This is a genomic window from Bythopirellula sp. (genome assembly GCF_041737835.1).
In the GTDB taxonomy this organism is placed as follows: domain Bacteria; phylum Planctomycetota; class Planctomycetia; order Pirellulales; family Lacipirellulaceae; genus Bythopirellula.
In genome coordinates, this window is the sequence record NZ_JBGSQY010000021.1 from 311,419 (window position 1) to 328,073 (window position 16,655).

General features: G+C 55.2%; 12 protein-coding genes. 6 read left to right on the forward strand and 6 right to left on the reverse strand.

Annotation, left to right across the window (positions count from 1 at the left end; translation table 11 throughout):
• Positions 1-177: 177 nt before the first annotated feature.
• The 3 genes from AC6T8Q_RS05955 to AC6T8Q_RS05965 all read left to right on the forward strand — a co-directional run bounded on the left by AC6T8Q_RS05955 (position 178) and on the right by AC6T8Q_RS05965 (position 3,663).
• On the forward strand, positions 178-1,263 hold the full coding sequence (locus AC6T8Q_RS05955) for a DUF1573 domain-containing protein (RefSeq protein ID WP_500678196.1): 1,086 nt from the start codon (positions 178-180) through the stop codon (positions 1,261-1,263).
• Positions 1,264-1,341: 78 nt separating this feature from the next.
• A complete protein-coding gene (locus AC6T8Q_RS05960) occupies positions 1,342-2,301 on the forward strand; it encodes an outer membrane beta-barrel protein (RefSeq protein ID WP_500678197.1) in 960 nt (319 codons plus the stop codon).
• A gap of 537 nt (positions 2,302-2,838) precedes the next feature.
• The gene (locus AC6T8Q_RS05965) at positions 2,839-3,663 is read left to right on the forward strand and encodes a hypothetical protein (protein WP_500678198.1); all 825 of its coding nucleotides are present in this window, start codon (positions 2,839-2,841) and stop codon (positions 3,661-3,663) included.
• A gap of 32 nt (positions 3,664-3,695) precedes the next feature.
• On the opposite strand, the gene AC6T8Q_RS05970 is transcribed toward AC6T8Q_RS05965, so the two are convergent.
• Both AC6T8Q_RS05970 and AC6T8Q_RS05975 read right to left on the reverse strand, forming a co-directional pair.
• Positions 3,696-5,330 (reverse strand): PQQ-dependent sugar dehydrogenase, encoded by a 1,635-nt coding sequence (locus AC6T8Q_RS05970; protein WP_500678199.1) that lies wholly within the window; start codon positions 5,328-5,330, stop codon positions 3,696-3,698.
• A 277-nt stretch (positions 5,331-5,607) separates the two neighbouring features.
• Complete coding sequence (locus AC6T8Q_RS05975; RefSeq protein ID WP_500678200.1) at positions 5,608-5,955, reverse strand: hypothetical protein; 348 nt, start codon at positions 5,953-5,955, stop codon at positions 5,608-5,610.
• A 386-nt stretch (positions 5,956-6,341) separates the two neighbouring features.
• Between AC6T8Q_RS05975 and AC6T8Q_RS05980 the strand changes: the two genes are divergently transcribed.
• The 3 genes from AC6T8Q_RS05980 (at position 6,342) to AC6T8Q_RS05990 (ending at position 10,832) form a co-directional block, all read left to right on the forward strand.
• Positions 6,342-7,238, forward strand: coding sequence for an ABC transporter ATP-binding protein (locus AC6T8Q_RS05980; RefSeq protein WP_496919439.1), 897 nt, complete (start codon positions 6,342-6,344; stop codon positions 7,236-7,238).
• A 73-nt stretch (positions 7,239-7,311) separates the two neighbouring features.
• Positions 7,312-9,132, forward strand: a complete 1,821-nt coding sequence (locus AC6T8Q_RS05985) for an ABC transporter permease (protein WP_500678201.1) — start codon at positions 7,312-7,314, stop codon at positions 9,130-9,132.
• Positions 9,129-10,832 carry a hypothetical protein gene (locus AC6T8Q_RS05990; protein ID WP_500678202.1) on the forward strand — a complete coding sequence of 568 codons (1,704 nt, stop codon included), beginning with the start codon at positions 9,129-9,131 and terminating at the stop codon, positions 10,830-10,832. Before AC6T8Q_RS05985 ends, AC6T8Q_RS05990 begins: the two co-directional genes overlap by 4 nt.
• A gap of 97 nt (positions 10,833-10,929) precedes the next feature.
• On the opposite strand, the gene AC6T8Q_RS05995 is transcribed toward AC6T8Q_RS05990, so the two are convergent.
• From AC6T8Q_RS05995 to AC6T8Q_RS06010, 4 genes are all read right to left on the reverse strand, one after another.
• Complete coding sequence (locus AC6T8Q_RS05995) at positions 10,930-11,100, reverse strand: hypothetical protein (protein ID WP_496919436.1); 171 nt, start codon at positions 11,098-11,100, stop codon at positions 10,930-10,932.
• Positions 11,101-11,130: 30 nt separating this feature from the next.
• A complete protein-coding gene (locus tag AC6T8Q_RS06000; RefSeq protein WP_500678203.1) occupies positions 11,131-11,655 on the reverse strand; it encodes a hypothetical protein in 525 nt (174 codons plus the stop codon).
• 160 nt (positions 11,656-11,815) lie between these two features.
• Positions 11,816-13,081, reverse strand: a complete 1,266-nt coding sequence (locus AC6T8Q_RS06005; protein WP_500678204.1) for a CCA tRNA nucleotidyltransferase — start codon at positions 13,079-13,081, stop codon at positions 11,816-11,818.
• Positions 13,082-13,165: 84 nt separating this feature from the next.
• Positions 13,166-16,639 (reverse strand): UvrD-helicase domain-containing protein, encoded by a 3,474-nt coding sequence (locus tag AC6T8Q_RS06010; protein ID WP_500678205.1) that lies wholly within the window; start codon positions 16,637-16,639, stop codon positions 13,166-13,168.
• Between the last annotated feature and the right edge of the window lie 16 nt (positions 16,640-16,655).

The window sequence follows — 16,655 nt, forward strand, 5'->3', positions numbered from 1 at the left end:
AAGCAAAAAATTATGGTTTTGATTAAATCATTTCTTCGCTCTTACGTAATTACTGCGGTAAACTACCCTACGCCTTACAATAATTTGGTACTGCTTGCTAGCAGGGAAAGTTTTCAAATGCCCGTTGCAAAAGGATTTGCGCAATCAGGCCGTTCACGTTTTTTGGGGACATCTGCCATGTTGCGCACTATTTGTCTGGCCCTCGTTGTGGCCGCCAATTTCGCCGTGAGTCAACTTCCTGCCCAGGAATGGGCCGAGAAGATGTTTAACACAAAGGAACACGACTTCGGCACGGTTGCCCGCGGAGCGGAAACCATCTATCGCTTCGAGATCACGAATCTCTATAAGCAACCCATGAAGATTTTGGGTGTGCGTTCGAGCTGTGGCTGTACCTCGCCTACAATTGAGAACAATACGATTGGCACCTACGAGAAGGCTTATCTCGTCGCCAAGTTCAATACTCACACATTCGTTGGTATGCACGGTGCGACATTGACCGTCAGTTTCGGGGCCCCGTATCCGGCCGAAGTTCAAGTCCGCGTACACGGCAACATCCGCGGCGACGTCGTCATTGCTCCCGGTGCTGTCGAATTCGGCAAGGTCGACGAGGGCGAAGTCCGCGAACAGCGTATTAATGTCAGCTATGCCGGCCGCAGCGACTGGAAGATTGTCGACGTCACCAATGACAACGATTTCTTCGAAGTCGAAATGGAAGAAGCTCCCCGCACGATGGGCAAGGTGAACTACAACTTGGTTGTGCGGCTCAAAGACAACGTACCGGTTGGTTTCGTCAAGGACCAACTCACGATCATAACCAACGACCAACGGGCGGATAGCCAGCGGATTCCCTTGTTTATTGGTGGGCAAGTCGTGCCGGAGATTTCTGTCACGCCCGAAACCCTTGTATTGGGTAACGTGAAAGCTGGCGAACCGATTACCAAAAAGGTCGTTGTCCGCGGCAAGAAACCATTCAAAATTCTCGACGTGAACTGCGGCGACAACTGCTTCAGCTTCAATACCGATCAAGAATCGAAGGAATTGCACTTGGTTGAGATCACTTACCGCCCTGGCGATCAACCCGGTGCGGTGAAAGTTCCCGTAACGATTACCACCGATCGTCCGAACCGCACGGCCGCCCTGACGGTTTCGGCTGAAGTGATAGCACCTGCCGTCGCTCCGCCGGCAACTCAGGTGGAAGTTGGTAAGCAAACGATCACCGACCCGCAGAATTCGCAAGTCGCTGAAACTGCTAGCGTCAAATAGCGGCAGCGTTGACACCAGTCGCCACCGCCGCCATAATCCCCGCCCATTTCTCGCTTTCCGTTTCCTAGAAACGGCCGCGTGAAATGGGCGTTTTCTTTTCTTATCATCACGTTGTGGATGCGCATGGACGCGGTCTTCACACAATCGATGCGTGCCTTTCTCGCTAGCGCTGTGCGCTATGCGTGTTGTGGTGTGTTGTTGTTCTCCGCGGTGCCGGCGTGTGCCGAAAATGATCCCTTCGACGAACAATCGCGGGCCAATCTCTCCTCCTTCGACTTCAAAGTTGAAGAAGAGGTGGAAGTCATGTCGCCCGATGCCGCGAGGTTTGATCGTTGGGAACCGATTGTCGAAGACGAAACTCAAGAGCCCGAAGAAACGCTTGTGAAATGGAACGATCCTTCGGTCAAACCGATCGATTGGATGCGACACTTTGGGCTGCATCATTCTTCGACCTCGGGCCGTTACACCGGCAAGGGGCTGCCGATGGAAGGAACGAGTTGGCTTAACCGACCTTTTCATGCGGATTGGTTTATTGGTCCCCTGGTGATCGACGACGAATTGAATATGGACAACGAAGTGATGGCTGGTGTGCGACTCGGCTATGACTTCGATTACTACTGGGGTTACGAATTACGGTTGGGATGGGCGCATCCTAATTTTTCGGAACCTAATGCCGCTGAACAACCTTACAACGGCAATTATTTCATCACCGACTTCGACATAAAATATTCTCCCTGGGGTGATTCAAAATTTCGTCCTTATGCATTGCTTGGCGGCGGCATGGCTCGGATTAACTACCAAAACGATGCCGGCACCGAAGAAAAGGTGACGCTCGTGACCATGCCGTTTGGCATCGGCACTGAGTGGCATCAATTTCCTTGGTTGGCGTGGCGGTTGGAAATCTTGGACAACCTCACGTTCGGCTCGGATGGGCTCAATACGCTCAACAATCTGCAACTCACGGCGGGCATGGAATGGCGGTTCGGCGCGCGGCCCCAGTCGTACTGGCCATGGCGTACCGGCCGTAAAATTTGGTAGCACTGTCGTTTGCTTGTCTGCAATCTTCCCCCATCAGCTTTGCCTGCTTGGCGAGGTTTGCTTGGTTTGCGGCCTCTTAAACCTTGCCAAGCTGAATTTTGTCATGATCGCTGGGGTCCCAACTTTGGTGACGAAACTCCTGGGTTTTGTCACATGGCCCTGTCGCAAGTGCTGAGCGTTCAAGTCCTTGCGACATTCGCATGTTCCGAAACGAGTCGACTTTTGGTCAAAACGTGCGATTGAGCGCGTTCCAAAAGTTCACTCTGCGGTTTCAATTGTCAAAGAACACAAGCCGCTCGCGGCGAGTTGTATTTTAACGAATTGAAGTGGCCAAATCTTCTGGCCAAAGATAGTTCGTGAATGTTTCACCACAGAGGCACGGAGGACGCGGAGAAGAGATAGATTCTCGCAATTGAAAAACTGTTATGATGCTCGGAGCAGAATCTCGGCTGTTCCAGTTGTGACGAGGTAAGGATGGGCGGAACTTGTTTGCTTTTGAGGCATCACTTACGCAGGCGATGGCTGTATCGCTGTGCCATGCTGTGTGTCATTGGCCTGACTTCCTTCGGTGCTTCCGCTACCTTCGCGCTCACAAACCAAGTAGTGCTCTTCACGGGCTTCTTGGCGGGCTCAAATGCTGGGATGGACTACTTGAATGCCCATTTGGCGTCTGCTGGAATTCCGAATTATCTTGGTCAAGTTTTTGAGTGGTCCGAACAAGACGAGGCGGCAGACTGGATTTTCGCCAACGCGAGCGAGCGGGCGACCTTGGTCCTCATTGGCCACAGCTTTGGTGGTCACAGTGCCTTGCAGGTGGCCAACAACGAGCTCAAGCCGGTGGGTATTGGCGTTGATCTGACGATTCAAATCGATTCGGTCGCCAATTTCGATGGCGGGGTCAACAATGTGCTGCCAACTAATGTTGACCAAGGGTTCAACTATTTTCAAATTTCGACCGGTGGCTTCTTCGAACCGCAGGGCGTGCATGTTGTCACGGGAGCGACAAACATCAATACGGAAGTTTTATTCGGCGACACGTCGATCACGCATACTTCGATTGACAATGATGTACGCTTGTATGCACGCATTACGCAGAACATTTTCGATAATCTCAATCCGGTGAGCGCGGATTTCGACGCAGATGGTGATATCGATGGCCGGGATTTCTTGATGTGGCAGCGTGGCGAAACAATCTCTCCGTACAATGCGGACGAACTCGCGTTTTGGCAGATGAGATATGGAAATTCAACGTTTGCAGCCCATACGATACCAGAGCCAGCAGGCATGGCCTTGGGTATGCTCGCAGTCGTAGGATTTGTGGCATCGCGGCCATTGTCGATCGACACTCCGTGTCGAAATTAATCACGGCGCGAAGTGTCATCTCACTTACGAAATCACGACACTGAGAGTCGTGCCACTCTGGGGGTAGATCGCCAGCTGACCGCGAAAAGTGCTGTGCTTATCAGCAAAACCAAACTCGTTGGCTCTGGTATGGCTGCCCCACTAGCCAGACCGCCCACGCCGTAGTTGTTTTGCCAGTCGGCAAGGTCGCCGACCGACGGGTTTCGCTGCCAAGCTAAAAAGTCGCGACCATCGACGTCGCCGTCGGCATCGAAATCGCCGGGGGTCGTTAATGGGACGAGCATCCGTAGCACGCCGTCTTGTTTGTTGAGCACAAAGACTTCGCCAGGGGTATTCACGCTGAATCGCAAATCAGCACGGCCTGTGCTGCCAAGACCAAGGCTAGCGCGTTCGGCGTTGATCAGTGAAATTAGTCGTCGCTCTTGGCCTGTGGCCATATTCACGGGGATCAGTTCAGTCCACCCTTCACCACCACCGTCGAGAGGATCGCTGTCGACATCCAGCAAATAAAACAGGCCTTTGGGATTGTCTCCCGCGATGAGCATGCCATCCAGTTCTGGAATCCCCGTGCCGCGATAGACCTCGCCCATCGTGATCGCATCACTGCCAGTGGACCAGTTTCCAGGCAGGGGCGAAGGATGCGTCGCTGCAGTCACTGTGTGACGATATTCGGCAACCGGATTGAGATAACCACCAGCGGTGGTGCCAAAACCTTCTCGCACATCCCAGCCAAAGTTGCCGCCATTAACGGCAAGATTAATCTCTTCGGAAGTCCCTTGGCCGATATCGGCGATGTAGAGGTCACCGTTGTCAGTGTCCCAACCAAAGCGTTGGGGATTACGTAAGCCGTAGGAATAGATCTCACCACGAGTGTTCGAATTGCCGTCGGCGGCAAACACGTTGTCGGCGACAATGCCGTACCGACCGTTGGGGCTGTTGGTGCCGAGGGGATCGATTCGCAGAATCTTGGCGAAGCCGGTATTGGTATTTTGTCCGTCGTTGAAAGGGTCGCCCCCGCTGCCACCATCGCCCATGGCAATGTAAAGATTGTTGCGGTCGGCACCTCCGAGTGGATTGAAAGCCACATTGCCGCCGTTATGGTTCCCGTACCGTTTATCGAAGCGGAGCAGTTCGCGGTAAGGCTGCGAAGAGTTCGCGGGAGTGAACGTCGCGGCTGTGGGGGTATCCGTGCGCCATTCGAGCAAAACTTCGTCGTGGGTCGTGGCTGGACCCGTTCCTGGTGAGAAGTCAGGGGTCGGAGTGGTATTGCTACTGGAGTGGAATGTGTAGAACCGGCCAAACCCGGGAGCACCAGTTGTATTAAAATCGGGGTGAAAGGCGAATCCTTGGAATCCCTGCTCGCCTCCCGAGATCAAATTCGTGCCCGTGTAATCGCGGATGTCGAAGTATTCAGCGACTGCCCCGGTGGTAACATTCACTGTGTACATGGGACCACGCTGGTCGTTCACCATCAAGCGACCGAGCGGATCGCGCGTGGCAACGCTCATGCGAGGCATGTTGCCACTCCCGGGGCTGGGAATACGAGCCACGTCTCGAATACCGACTTCTAAGGAACTAATCGGTATGGGAGACGGGTAGGATTGGGCCAAGGCGGCACTACAGATCAGCATCAGTCCTATTCCGGTAAGATAGCTTGTGATCTTCATCGACTGATCCTCTTTAGTTGAGCTGCATAGAATGGAGTAGCTGGTCGTCGCACGACACACGTGGTTTTGTGACGCACAGTGCAGACAAGATTGCGGAAACTAGCGCCATATCGAATTAGCAACCTATTTCGCACATTTTCGCTTGTAGCCCGCTCCGCCACAATGACTGCAACTTGCGGTCCGAACCAGAGGTGCTGGCAAACTGTTGGTAAAAGCGATCAGCTTGATCACCGGGTTTTACCGGCGATTCGTCGAATCGCGGCTATTGCTTATGTAACTATTCGGGTCGCGTGTCTTTGAGAACCCACTTTGGGATTGGAACCAGAGGGTGTCTGGCACAAAGCAGCAAAATACCCGAGATGATGATGAGGATGGGAACTTCCACATCAAACTCAATGCGGCCCGTTTGCCGCAGTATCGACAGGCAGCTAGTCAAGATAAGTAATGGGCCGATAACGACCGTCACTTTGTCGATGCCACCTATGACCAGCGTCAATAAGCCCAGGGCCGCGATACTGAGCGACCAGACCCAATTAATTTGAGGAGCAACATTCAGGGTTGTCAGCAGCCAGCCCACTCCCAGCGTGATCAGTAAAATCGGAAGGAAAATCGAGTTCTTCGACATAAAATTTCAGCCTTGAGGCTCGGATTAACTAAGTGCAGGAAGCCCATCTAAAAATCTGGGGGTCTCTGGTGAACAGCGTACTACAGACGTTTAGATTCGAGAATCGACGAAATTAAGTCTCGATTCTAGGGATTCTGACGACCAATTTCGCTCCACGTCACGCCGTGGCCATTCTTGCCGCTCGGCGAGACGTAACTTATACTGGCAGTTTACTTTCGGGCGACGGCGGCCAGCGGTTTTGAGGGGTTGCCGGGGGCTTGGTGACAGCCGGTGAACACCTCCGCTAGCGGTGACGTACCGGTAACTGACCAAATCCGCGCCAAGCGAGCTTTCCGATCCGCCACGGGTCGGCTTTATATTTTTCATTTTCTCATCCAAGTGGTTTTATGAGCGACGAAATCGTTATTCAGACGCGGGCCTTGGGCAAGGTTTATCGCGACTTCTGGGGCCGGCAAAAGGTGCGGGCTCTTAAACCCCTCGACTTGGAAATTCGGCGGGGGGAAGTTTTTGGTTTGCTGGGGCCGAACGGCTCGGGCAAGACGACCACGATCAAGCTGATTCTCGGGCTGCTGTTCCCCACCGAAGGGGAAGCACTCGTCTTCAACAAGCGGGCGACCGACGTTTCCAAGAACGAGCGGCTAGGCTACTTGCCCGAGGAATCGTATCTCTATCGCTTCCTGAATGCCGAAGAGACGCTCGATTTTTATGCCCGGCTGTTTGATATGCCGGCTGAGACCCGCAAAAAACGGGTCGACGAACTGATCAAGATGGTGGGGCTCGACAAGGCGCGTAAGCGGCAGTTGCAAGAATACTCCAAGGGTATGACCCGCCGTATCGGTCTAGCCCAAGCGTTGATTAACGATCCCGAATTGATTTTGCTCGACGAACCCACGAGCGGTCTCGACCCTATCGGCACCCGGGAAATGAAAGACATGATCCTGCGGCTCAAGGAAGAAGGCAAAACCGTGGTGATGTGCAGCCATTTGCTGGCCGACGTGCAGGATGTGTGCGATCGGATCGCGATTTTGCATCAGGGTGAGCTCAAAGAATTGGGCCGCGTGGATACGCTGCTCACTGTGGCCGACGTGACACAAATTCGGGCCCGCAATTTGTCGGCGGAGTGTCAAAACGAGCTCCGCGACGTGATCGCGCGGCATCATGGCGAGTTGATCGAGATGGACAATCCGAGCACAACGCTCGAAGAGTTGTTCCTATCGATTGTGCGAGATAGTGAGGCCCGGCCGGGTCGGCGTGCCAACGTCGAACAATCGACTTCAGCGTAAGGGCCACCTCGGCGTAAGGCATCGCTGGCAGCGTTCTCCATCCTCTTTCCATGTTTAAGATTTTTCTTTCGCCATGATTCTCGAAGAAGAAATCCTTCCGTATTTCCAGTGGCTGTGGAGTGGCAGTGCCAGTTCGATCGGCGCGCTGCCACGGTTCTTGCTGATCGCCCTTGGGCTTTCGTTCCTGGGGCTCGTGCTGGGCTTCTTTGTCGCGGCCGCGCGGCACGGTTTTCTTCGAGGCGGTGATATCGTTTACCGCACGATCACCAACGGCGTACGCGAATTGCTGGAAACCTCTCCGCGCCGGGTGTGGGCGTTGGCAAGACTGGCGATGCAGGAAGCCTGGCGACGACGAGTCATTGTCGCGCTGGTGGTGTTCTTTATTATCCTCGTGTTTGCGAGTTGGTTCTTGCGGACCGATCACCAAGATCCGGCGAAACTGTATATCAGCTTTGTGCTGACCGCGACAACTTATTTGGTGCTGGGCATTGCGTTGCTGCTGAGCGCATTCAGTTTGCCGGCAGATTTTAAGAACAAGACGATCTACACGATTGTCACTAAGCCGGTGCGAGCGGGCGAAATCGTGATGGGCCGCACATTGGGTTTCACGCTTGTGGGTACGATCTTGCTGCTCATCATGGGGGTGTGCAGCTACATCTTTGTGATTCGGTCGCTGGACCACACACACGAAGTTGAAATCGGCAGCTTAAAGAAAGTTCAAAACGCGGCGGGCGAATTTATCGGGCAGGATGGTCGAACTTCGCGTAATAACTACCACCGGCACGAAGTTGAACTCAATGCCGAGGGTGAAGGCATCGCTCTGAACAACTATGGCCACACCCATCCGATTGTGAAGCGGGGCGACCGCTCAGTCGTTTTGGGGGCCGAAGGTATCATGCGGGCCCGCGTGCCACGCTGGGGTAAGCTGACGTTCATCGATCGCCAAGGCGTGCCCAAGCAACGTGGCATCAGCGTAGGTAGCGAATGGACTTACCGCAGCTTCGTCGACGGAAATACTCAGGCGACCGCAATTTGGACGTTCGACGATATATCCTCGGCCTTGAATTACGACAATGGTGAAGTGTCGGGCTTGCCGATTGGCTTGATCGTTCGCGTGTTCCGCACGCACAAAGGAACGATTGGCAAGGGAATCACCGGTTCGATTCAGGTCCGCAACCCCGAGACGGGGCTGGCGAGCGAAGTGATCCCCTTCACGGCATTGGATGCGAAAATCGATGAGCGGATCATTCCCCGCAAGCTGCGCGGGACCGACGACAAGGAATACGATCTCTACAAAAACTTTGTCAGCTCGAACGGTGAACTCGAAATCCGCGTACAGTGTTTGGAAGGGGGCCAGTACTTCGGTTTTGCCCAGCCGGATATGTACTTGCGACTCCCCGACGCGTCGCCCTTGTTGAACTGGATCAAGGTCTACGCGAGCATTTGGGTGCAGATGGTGATCGTGATCGCCATTGGCGTCACCGCGAGTACGCTGTTGAGCGGGCCCGTGGCGATGCTGTTCACGGTATCGTTCATCGTGCTTGGTTTCTTCCGGCCATTTTTTGTCGGCGTGGCGATGGGAACCGAGTATGGCGGCGGACCGGTGGAATCGTTTTACCGTTTGATCACACAAAAGAACATTATCGTCAAGTTGGATGAAGGCTTCACCACCACGTTGATCCAAGGGGTCGACATGGTGTTCAAGTCGTTGATGTTGACGATGGCCCAGGTGCTGCCAGACTTTGCAGCGTTGAGCACCGTGGCGTTTGCGGCGTTGGGCTTCGACGTTCCGGCGGATAAGGTCTTCCAGGATTTGACGATCTGTCTGGCTTACGTGATTGGGCTGTCGATTTTAGGATACTTTTTGCTGCGTACTCGTGAGGTCGCACGATGAACGAGAACTCGTCATTTCATCGCAAGATTATTTACGTCGTCTTGTTGGCGATCTTGCTGTTTCCCATTTCCCAGCTGGGTTCGCCTTCGACGCTCGAAGACGATGGCGGCAAGCTGGCCCAATTGCGCAAAGAGTATGAGCTCGGCCAATCGGACTTGGGCGAAATCGATCCCGCAAGCGAAACGATCCGCATGGCCACTTTGGGTTTGCGCGGCATCGCGGTGTCGATGCTGTGGAGCAAAGCCAACGAATACAAGAAAAAAGAAGACTGGACTAACTTCCGCGCAACGCTGGAGCAACTTGCCAAGTTGCAGCCTTACTTCATTTCGTTCTGGAAGTATCAAGCGTGGAACCTGACCTACAACGTGTCGGTGGAGTTGGACGACATTCGTGATCGCTTTGCCTATGTGCTGCGTGGTATTAACTTTTTGAAGGAAGGGACCAAGTACAACCGCGACAATCCCCATTTGCTCGCCGAGTTAGGTTGGTTCATTGGTAATAAAATCGGTCGGGCGGACGAGCACATTGAGTATCGCCGGCTATTCAAGGCAGACGACGATTTCCAAAACAGCTTCCACGACGGCAATCCCCCGCCGCAGGAACAGCGCGACAACTGGCTGGTTTCAAAGGGCGTCTACGACGAATCGATTTCGGTAGTCGACGACAAAAAGAAGAGCATAGGTCAGAAGAACCCGACGACCTTCTTTGCAGCCCCGGCAATGTCGCAGATCAACTATTCCGAAGCCATTGAAGAAGACGGCGTGTTCCAAGAGCGGGCCCGTGCCGCATGGCGGACGGCGTCGAACCTTTGGAAGGATTACGGCAACCGCGAAATGCGTTCGTCGCGGGGCACGATGATTCAGTTGGGAAATCTCACTCGTTGGGAATTGGAAGTTGCCAAGTTGCAATCGGAGTTTGACACCCTGGCGAAGGGCGTGCGGGCGGAGATCGTTGCTGAGAAGCGGGCGAAGCTTCCCAAGGACATGCTTGCCGCGATGGGTGTGCCCGAGAATTTGCGCAGTGAGCAGCAGAACATGCTCGCCAGTGACGGACAGGCACAGCTTGAGGTGACGATGGATGAGATCGCCGCTCGCGTGGCTGAAAAGAATCCAGACAAAGCGGGAGATGCCAACCGATTGGCTAACCGGATCAAGGAGCTTAACGACCGAATCTTCTTGATCAACAACAACCGGCAAGTGGCGAACTACGAGTATTGGAAAACGCGGTGCGACTTCGAGCAAACGGCCGACGCGCTGCGAGCCCGTGAGCTGGCGTACTTAGGTAACCAGGCGTTTAAGGAAGATGCCGACCTGTTGAAGGCCCGCGAGTTGTTTGAGGAAAGCTTCGATCTGTGGGCAAATGTCTACGAAGCATTCCCTTCGCTGAAGGACGATTCGACGACCGGTTCCGACTTGATGGAATACGTCGACGATTACAACAGGATCTTGCAGCAGTTGGATCTCGACCTGGGTGATGAAGAAGTCGACAAGAACTTTCCGCTGTGGGACGTAGTGATCGCGAGCGACGGCGAACGGAAATATATGGAGCCAATCGCCGAGCACAACCGCCGCTTGGGCCTGAACGCCGAAGGGACAGGACCGCTGATCGAAACGCAGGAACAAACGGAAGAGCCTGCTGATGAGGCAGCCGCTCCACAGGCGGAAAGTCCAGCTGAAGAAGCGGCGCCGGCGTCACTGTAATTGAAGGATAGTTCAATAGCCGGAGGGCCACGACCTCCGGGCAATGCCAGAGTTTCCCGGACCGCGTGGCGGGTCGGCTAGGGGTCGCTTTCTCGGCTCACGATTCCTTGAGCGAGTGCAATTCGGCTTGGGCCTTGTCGAGTTCGGCTTGCAGCTTGGCGGGTTCCGTGGGATCGTCGGGCTGTTGTTTTGCGGCGACGAGCAAGACTTGTAGTTGCGAGATTTTCTTCCGCAGCACTTCGACCCGTTTTTTGGCTTTCTTATCCATGCGCTGTGTCGCCTTGAGTTGAGGCCGTCATTAGTTGAGTGGTGCTTGAATCTGGGGGAACTTGTCGTGGAAGGTGCGTAAGATCGCCCCGATGATCACGATGGCGAGGCTAACTGTCCAGGCAATGCTCAGCCATTTGCCCATTTTCAGACGGAACTTGTCGGCGAGCGCCGTCTTGCCGGAGAGGATCGCGGCCAGGAACATCAAGAACAACCCCAGCAAAAACTTGATACCGAACAGCATGTGATACGTCGAAGGCAGGGGCGTGCCGTTGGCTTTGGCGGCGGTCATGATATTCCAGAAATTGGTCAAGCCGCTCGCAAGCAGAAACAGCGTGGCCAAACCTACCCAACGGGCCCAAACCTGCCGCTGGCCGGCGTAAGGGTCCACTCCCGCGGGGAGGAGAATCGTTTTGCTGTAAAATAATCCGCCCACCATGATGATCGCCGAGAGGATGTGCAGTACCCGCAGCACTACGTAGAGGATGTATTTGCCATCGACCGCGGGTGTAACCTGGGCGAGCATTTCCAGCGTGTTGGCGATTTCGTGCGACATGAACGGATACTCCCTCGAATTGGCGAATAGTCGAGTGCCGGTAAAGAGGCACATTGAATAAAACCGGCACTACGCCGATGGTAAAGGCCGCGGAGTGATTCGTCTAGGCACGGAATTTACCACGAAGAACACAAAGGCCACCAAGAACATAGAGATGTGTTTAATTCTTCGTGTCCTTTGTGCCTTTGTGGTGAATCTCTCGTGTATTGATAAGTTTTTCCGCCAACTCAAGAGCTTGCGATTCATTCGCAATCCGGCCGTCCAGTTGGGCATCGCGGATGGCGGTCAATAGGGCCGCGAAGTGGGGGCCGGGGCGATATCCATGGCGGACGAGATCGTCGCCGGTGAGGAGTGGCGCGGGGTTGAGTTTTTCGATTGGGAGGGCCAAGTATTCCACGCAGCGAAGGAGCCCGGGATGCTGCTCGCCGTAAACCGCCTGGGCCAAGTTGAGTAATTCATCTGCATGTTCGTTGGTGAGAATTCGTTGCACTTGCGGCCAAGGAAGCTGCTCGGCGTCGCGGACGTGAGGAAGTTGCTTGGTGAGCCAAACGGCCAGATCGATTTCTTTGTTGGAATAGCGGAAACGCCGACCGACTTTGGCAACCGGTGAGTGGGGCAGGGCAATAAACAAGGCCGCGAGTGCCGTGGCCACATTTGTGCTATCGAGACGCTCCAAAGATTGCAGAGTATTGTTCCAGACTTCAGATTGTTTGCTCGCATCCTCGGCGAGTTCTGATAACAGCGGATTGAGGAGCCCAGACTCGTTAAGCAACTGTAAGCCGTGGCCGCGGCTTGGGTGAACCAGTAGCCGCGTGAGTTCGGCGTTGATTCGTTCGGCGCTGACGACGTTGACTTCGTGCGCCATCACCTGAATGGCTGCGAGCGTGACGGGTTCGATCTTAAAACTATAGGTCGTGGCGAAGCGGATCGCTCGGAGCATGCGAAGTTTGTCTTCGGTGAAGCGTGCCGTGGGATCGCCAATCGCGCGGACGATGCCTGCCTGCAGATCAGCCTGCCCGCCGACGTAGTCAATGACGCGATCTTCCACGGGGTCGAAGAACATGCCGTTGATCGTGAAGTCGCGACGCTCGGCGTCGTGTTCGGCGGTGGTGAAGACGACCGACGAGGGATGCCGGCCATCGAGATAAGCCCCGTCGCTGCGGAAGGTGGCGACTTCCACGAGTACATTATCTTTGTTCAAGATGCCGATGACGCCGAAAGCCGCGCCGATGGCGAGCGTACGGCGTTTGCCGAAGAGCTTTTGAACTTCCTCGGGGCGAGCGTTGGTGGCGACGTCGTAATCTTTGGGCTCGCGGCCCAAGAGCGAATCACGGACGCAGCCTCCCGCCCAGAGTGCTTCAAAACCAGCGTCGCGCAGTTGGCGGACGATGTCGAGGGCGTGTTCGCGTTGGGAATTGGAGGACATGAAATTTTGAATTGTTTTACCCGCAGGCGCGAGCCAGCGGTGTTGTTCGTTCAACCGTTGGCTCCCGCCTGCGGCTGGGATTGGTTAGGTATTTTGTAATAGCGATGTGATCGCGTGGTTGAGCTCGGCATCGAGTTGGGCGGTTCGTTCCGCTGTCCAAACAAAGTGATATTCCTCGCCGGGGCGTAGGAAGCAGAGGACGCTTTCAATCGGCCGCTTGCCGAGGGCTCGTTCGCAGGCGAGGGCGTACACGTACATCTGCATTTCGTAGGACTTGGCTGCCGCGGGGACACCATCGGCGGTCACTTGGTTCGATTTGTAATCAAGGAGATGCCATTCTCCTTGCTGATCTTGATAGAGGCAATCGATGTAACCATGGAGATACCGGCCAGCTTGGGGTTCTTTGGGAAGCTGCCAGGGGAGTAGGAATTCGAGTTCACGCTGAACGCAGCGTGCTGTTGCGAGGGCTTTCGCGCGATCGCTGGCGAGAAAACGTTCAACGAGTGCGGCCGCTACTTCTAATGTGGCGGGGTTGTTGAGTTGTGGCGGCGCGAGAAATTCGCACCATTCTTTGATCTGATCAGGCGCGTTCTGTGGAACACGTTCCAGCAGCGAGTGTACGAGCGTCCCGAAGGCCAGCGGATCGGCTGGCTGGGTAGTTTCGGATTCCACAAGCGGTGTGAACTCAGGTTGCTCCAGCATGAGTACTCCCGAGAGCCGTGAAAACGAGAATCGTCGTCGCGTTTGAACTTGAGGTTTGATTGGCGCAACGCCAGGAGGCACAATACCTTTCCCAGACTTGGCAAGCTCGTATGTTTTGGTAAGGAGTTTTTCGAGATCGGCGCTGCGCGTGCGGGCCGTGGGTTCGCGCGTGCTCGTGGGTTCCGATGTGATGACGCGAATTTGAGGAGTCGCGTAACCGGCAGGGAGTTCCGCCAAACAGTCGCCGGTGCTCAAGTCATATCGTTGACCTAGAAATTTAAGCCATTCGCTCTCCGGCTTGTGGGGATCCTTAAGGCTGCTCGAAAGGATGAGATAGTCGGCCGCGCGGGTGCAGGCGACGTAGAGCAAGCGGATTTTTTCGTCCTGTTCTTGATGCTTCTCAGCGAGTTGATACAAATCCCAGCCGACGGTCGCATTTTTTTCCAGACTCGGAACCAGCGGGCCAAGCTTTTCGTCCATGATCGGCTCGCGACTGGTGGGGGGGGATTTGCGGTTGAGATCGGGCACCACAACCAGCGGGAATTCCAGGCCCTTCGCATTGTGAATCGTCATGATGCGAATGACGTCGCCGGCGGCACTCGTGGCGGCGACCGGTTCCTTGGGAGCACGGGTGACGAACTCGGTCAGTTGCGTGACGAAGCCACTCACGTCGCCGGGGTTGAGGCGGTCGAGCGTACGAGCTTGCTCCAGCAGCTTGTGCAAGTTGGCAAGCTTCCGTTGCCCAAGAAACTCGGTGAGCAACACCGCGTCGTAACCAGTGAGTTCGATGGCGTAGTTCAAAAGTTCGGCCACAAGCAGCGAATCTTTGGCCGAGCGAAGTTTGTTGATAACGTTGCCGGCATGAATCACTTTGGCGCGTTCGTCTTCGGTGAGTTCATCGGGGAGCGATGACGCGAACAAGGCCTTGTTGAGCGATCCGTTGTGTGTGGTCAGCCAGAACAGCGTTTCGTCTTCAAGGGCAAACAGCGGGCTGCGAAGTGCGCCGGCAAGGCTCAAGTCATCGGCAACGCTCACCACCGAGCGGAGGAGATGCAGCACGTCGTGAATTTCTTGTTGAGCATAGAAGGCGTGCCCTCCGGCCAGATAGTACTCCAAACTCTGCTCGCGGAAGGCGGCTTCGTAGACTTGCACGTCGCTCAACGAACGAAGCAGAACCGCAATATCGCCAGGATGCACTGGCCGTAAGGCTTTGGTTTCGCGGTCAACGATCAGCGGCTCGGCGGAGTCGATCAACTCGGCGAGCCGCTTAGCGATGAAACGGGCCTCGAGATAGCGTTGACGCTGAGCTCCCTTGAGTTGTGGCGGAATCGTGTCGTCGACCGCGGTGGGGTCTTCAATGGCCCAGAGGAATTCAATCGAAGGTTGCGGCGTGAGTTGCGGCCGACTGGGGTGCAGCGGTTCGAATTTGTTTTTGAAGGAATCGCAAAATAGGGCGTTCACGAAATCGAGAATAGCGCCCTGGCTGCGAAAGTTTGTCGTGAGCGACAGACGGCTTTCCTTGGGAAGCGAATCACGGAGATTGTCGGAAACTTCCGGTTCGGCGCCGCGGAAGCGGTAAATTGATTGCTTGAAGTCGCCGACGACAAACAAGCCTTGCTCTCGCCAGCGTTCGCCGCAGAAGGCCTGCACGATGGCCACTTGTGTGGGGTCGGTGTCTTGGAATTCGTCGACGAGCAGCAAACGCGTGCTGCTGGCGAGTTGCTTTTGCACAGATACGAACTTGTCCTCAGTGAGCAATTCGTGAGCCTTGCGCATCAGGTCGTCGAATTCCATCACATTGCGATCTTGCTTGGCCTGCTCGTAACAAGAAGCCACGTCGGCGGCGAGTTGGAGCAGGCTCAAACCAGTGCGGGCGGCTTCCTGCAAGTGTTCTTCGTTCCAAGGACGGAGCAGCGGATGGTCTTTGATGGCATCACGAATTTTCGCGCAGGCGTTTTTGAATTGCTCAAAATCTGCTTCGTCTTGCCAATTCTTCTTACGGGCTGGACCCCCTTGCACGCGGGCAAGGTCTTTAAGTTCCAACAGCAAAGCGGCAGGTTCATTCGAGCTTGGCAGTGTGTCGAAGATCTCGAGCAACCGAGTAAACAGTGCTGGCAGTTCGGGTGAGGCAGCTTGGGCAGTGCGGCAAAGTTCACGAACGGTTACAACGTGAGGTGAATCAACAAAGGCCGTTGCCAATTCGCGGCGGGTGTATTTCTCGAAATGCTGCTTCCAAGCCGTGATGAGTTGATCGGGGGTCGCTTGGCCCCATTGATCCTGCACTCGGGAAAGATTCTCGCCGACGAGCACGGCCAAATGCTCGCGCAGAGTTCGCAGCGAAAACCGCGTGGCGAGCTCGATCACTTGTTCGTCGCGTTCTAGGAGCAACTGGCGCAGGCGGTCGTCGAGTGTGCGGAGTCGCAACAAGTCGGCCGTGGTTTGATCGAGCTGCTCGAATTGCGGATCGATTTCTGCTTCGACGGCGTGACTGCGTAGTAAGGCCGCACAGAAAGAATGAATGGTGCTGATGCGGGCCGTGTCGAGCGAACGCAATAGTTTTCGCCAGGCTTGCTGTTCGCTGGGATCGGTGGCTTGGTGGAGCCGTTCGTAACAGCGTTTGCGAATACGCGCCCGCATTTCGCGCGCGGCGGCGTCGGTGAAAGTGATGGCAACAAGTTCGTGCAACTCGGCCATCGGGCCGAGCGTGCGGGGATCGAGATACGAGAGGAATCGCTCGGTGAGGACGAATGTCTTGCCACAACCAGCCCCCGCGGCAAGCGACACCGACCGATCGTGCGCGGAGAGCGCGGCCTGCTGCTCGGCGGTGAGATTCAGTTTGGGAGGGGCTGTGGACATCGTGGCCCCGGACCGC